The following is a 2,662-nucleotide window of genomic DNA, read 5'->3' as shown; positions in this document are numbered from 1 at the left end:
CTAACAAGACCACGAACAAGAACGGTGCCATGGCGATACCACTGTACGACCGAAAACGGTCGGCCAACAGCAATCCGATCGCCGTGGCAATGAGGATCCAAACCGCGTTGAAAAGGAACTGCGCACCGACGAGTTCTCGTCGCTTCGTTTCATTGTCTGCAAATTGTTTCTTGCTAGCGGTCGCCCAGCCCATCAAGGGCCGATCCGCAAGCTTCGTTACACTGAACAGTAAGTAGTAGCCACCGAATGCCTTCGGCCCGAGTTCCCGTGCAAAGAGAATACTCCCGAAGAATCCGACTGCTGCCATCGCAAACTTCGCAATCGTCGCCTTCGCCGTCTCACCACCGAGACTCACATCAGTCGCTTCGGTCACATGCCACCTCCACGACGGGCAGCCATATCGAGTGTCGGGACGATAGCACTGGCGAGTGATCGACTAGGCATAGCCGAGACTTTCTAACTGTTCGACCACGGTGTCCGAAACGTGGTCTTCCATCGCTCTTTCGAGGTTTAGCGACTCGACTGCTTCCGAAATTTTTGGTTGCCACTGTTCGTCACCGACGAATCCGTCGAGCGTCTCGTAGTGATACTGCTCCTCTGCGATTCCATAACAGTCCCGGTCGTACTTGTCTGGGTCATTTCCGACCTTCTCGACGACTTCCCGCCGACGTTGGGATAAACCTCGGTACTCGACTAGCCGTGAATCGCGGTTCGTGGGTAGAAGCAAGGATTCTCCCCGAGGACTTGGTATGTCGAGATTAGCGAGGTCAGCAAGCGTCGCGTGAACGTCCACGAGGCTCGCTACGCTCTCGGCGTCCGGGATGTCCACGTCACCAGAGATGCAGAGAGGTACGTGGCTTACCTCTGGACGAATCCCTATCCAGTGCAACCATGTATCATCCTCGCCGAGCATTTCGCCGTGGTCTGCGACGGTAATGACTACGTCGAAGTCTTCCTGAACCGCTTGGAAGATTTTCTCGTACATGTCCGATTGATATCGGACGGCGTCGTCGTACGCGGTACGTGGCCATTCCGGGTCGTCGTAGCCACCGAGCAGCGACGGACGCTTTTTGTTTATCTCGGGACGCTTGACTGTTTTATACTCCTCTGGGGGTCGTAAGGCACCCCACCGCTCGGCGTGTGTGGTGATTGGCCGATATTCTCCCCGATCTGTGGCGCGTCTCGGCCACGCCGTCGATCGCGAATCTCTTCTTCGTCATAGCCCCGAAGCATATCTCTGAAATTGGTCTTCGTGGTCTGGACGAACCCATCACGTTTCGTCTGAATATTCTCCTTGCGAGTGTTGGCCACCTTCTCCCGGCGGCGTCGCGCACCCACACGGGTGCCACGCCGGGGAGAAGGTGGCCAACACTCGCAAGGAGAATATTCAGACGAAACGTGATGGGTTCGTCCAGACCACGAAGACCAATTTCAGAGATATGCTTCGGGGCTATGACGAAGAAGAGATTCGCGATCGACGGCGTGGCCGAGACGCGCCACAGATCGGGGAGAATATCGGCCAATCACCACACACGCCGAGCGGTGGGTGCCTTACGACCCCCCAGAGGAGTATAAAACAGTCAAGCGTCCCGAGATAAACAAAAAGCGTCCGTCGCTGCTCGGTGGCTACGACGACCCGGAATGGCCACGTACCGCGTACGACGACGCCGTCCGATATCAATCGGACATGTACGAGAAAATCTTCCAAGCGGTTCAGGAAGACTTCGACGTAGTCATTACCGTCGCAGACCACGGCGAAATGCTCGGCGAGGATGATACATGGTTGCACTGGATAGGGATTCGTCCAGAGGTAAGCCACGTACCTCTCTGCATCTCTGGTGACGTGGACATCCCGGACGCCGAGAGCGTAGCGAGCCTCGTGGACGTTCACGCGACGCTTGCTGACCTCGCTAATCTCGACATACCAAGTCCTCGGGGAGAATCCTTGCTTCTACCCACGAACCGCGATTCACGGCTAGTCGAGTACCGAGGTTTATCCCAACGTCGGCGGGAAGTCGTCGAGAAGGTCGGAAATGACCCAGACAAGTACGACCGGGACTGTTATGGAATCGCAGAGGAGCAGTATCACTACGAGACGCTCGACGGATTCGTCGGTGACGAACAGTGGCAACCAAAAATTTCGGAAGCAGTCGAGTCGCTAAACCTCGAAAGAGCGATGGAAGACCACGTTTCGGACACCGTGGTCGAACAGTTAGAAAGTCTCGGCTATGCCTAGTCGATCACTCGCCAGTGCTATCGTCCCGACACTCGATATGGCTGCCCGTCGTGGAGGTGGCATGTGACCGAAGCGACTGATGTGAGTCTCGGTGGTGAGACGGCGAAGGCGACGATTGCGAAGTTTGCGATGGCAGCAGTCGGATTCTTCGGGAGTATTCTCTTTGCACGGGAACTCGGGCCGAAGGCATTCGGTGGCTACTACTTACTGTTCAGTGTAACGAAGCTTGCGGATCGGCCCTTGATGGGCTGGGCGACCGCTAGCAAGAAACAATTTGCAGACAATGAAACGAAGCGACGAGAACTCGTCGGTGCGCAGTTCCTTTTCAACGCGGTTTGGATCCTCATTGCCACGGCGATCGGATTGCTGTTGGCCGACCGTTTTCGGTCGTACAGTGGTATCGCCATGGCACCGTTCTTGTTCGTG

General features: G+C 56.0%; 2 protein-coding genes and 2 pseudogenes. 2 read left to right on the top strand and 2 right to left on the bottom strand.

Annotated elements, in window-relative coordinates; genetic code table 11:
- Positions 1 to 373, bottom strand: a pseudogene (locus BG842_RS13250) (polysaccharide biosynthesis protein); the annotation flags it as partial.
- A 63-nt stretch (positions 374 to 436) separates the two neighbouring features.
- Positions 437 to 1,150, bottom strand: coding sequence for a sulfatase-like hydrolase/transferase (locus BG842_RS13245; protein ID WP_139136115.1), 714 nt, complete (start codon positions 1,148 to 1,150; stop codon positions 437 to 439).
- 372 nt (positions 1,151 to 1,522) lie between these two features.
- Here BG842_RS13245 and BG842_RS13240 point away from each other — a divergent pair, with 372 nt between their 5' ends.
- Positions 1,523 to 2,236: a sulfatase-like hydrolase/transferase gene (locus BG842_RS13240; protein WP_139136114.1), complete on the top strand. Its 714-nt coding sequence runs from the start codon at positions 1,523 to 1,525 to the stop codon at positions 2,234 to 2,236.
- A gap of 63 nt (positions 2,237 to 2,299) precedes the next feature.
- A pseudogene (locus BG842_RS13235) lies at positions 2,300 to 2,662 on the top strand (polysaccharide biosynthesis protein); the annotation flags it as partial.

It is taken from the genome of Haladaptatus sp. W1, assembly GCF_001723155.1.
In the GTDB taxonomy this organism is placed as follows: domain Archaea; phylum Halobacteriota; class Halobacteria; order Halobacteriales; family Haladaptataceae; genus Haladaptatus; species Haladaptatus paucihalophilus.
The sequence above is the reverse complement of the archived record's forward strand: the minus strand, read 5'-3'. Positions and strand labels throughout refer to the sequence as shown.